We start from the raw sequence: 279 nt of genomic DNA, 5'->3' as shown, positions 1-279 counted from the left end.
CCTCCTGCTTCTTACGCTTAAATTCTGTTTCATAACCATTAAATTTCCGTCGTTTCTATGACTATACGATGGTACGGTTCGTGAAAAAGAGAGCTACTCGATCGCCCGTGTTAACACTATGATAAAGAAATTGAGCTCCCCTCTTTTCAACGGAATCGTTAACTATGGACGCTTTCTTTTAGAGATTTTAATTCGCGGTATTTTCCTTGGAAAAATATTAACGGTTCAGCATCTTCCTGAAAATGAACATCTGTAACTTCTCCAATAAACAATGTATGA

1 protein-coding gene is annotated in these 279 nt (G+C 37.3%); it reads right to left on the bottom strand.

Features of this window, described 5'->3' with window-relative positions:
• Window positions 1–158 precede the first annotated feature (158 nt).
• Window positions 159–272: a flavin reductase family protein gene (locus ABS784_RS17075; protein WP_352513389.1), complete on the bottom strand. Its 114-nt coding sequence runs from the start codon at window positions 270–272 to the stop codon at window positions 159–161.
• Window positions 273–279 lie beyond the last annotated feature (7 nt).

It is taken from the genome of Geobacillus sp. G4 (assembly GCF_040327975.1).
Lineage (GTDB): Bacteria > Bacillota > Bacilli > Bacillales > Anoxybacillaceae > Geobacillus > Geobacillus thermoleovorans.
The sequence above is the reverse complement of the archived record's forward strand: the minus strand, read 5'-3'. Positions and strand labels throughout refer to the sequence as shown.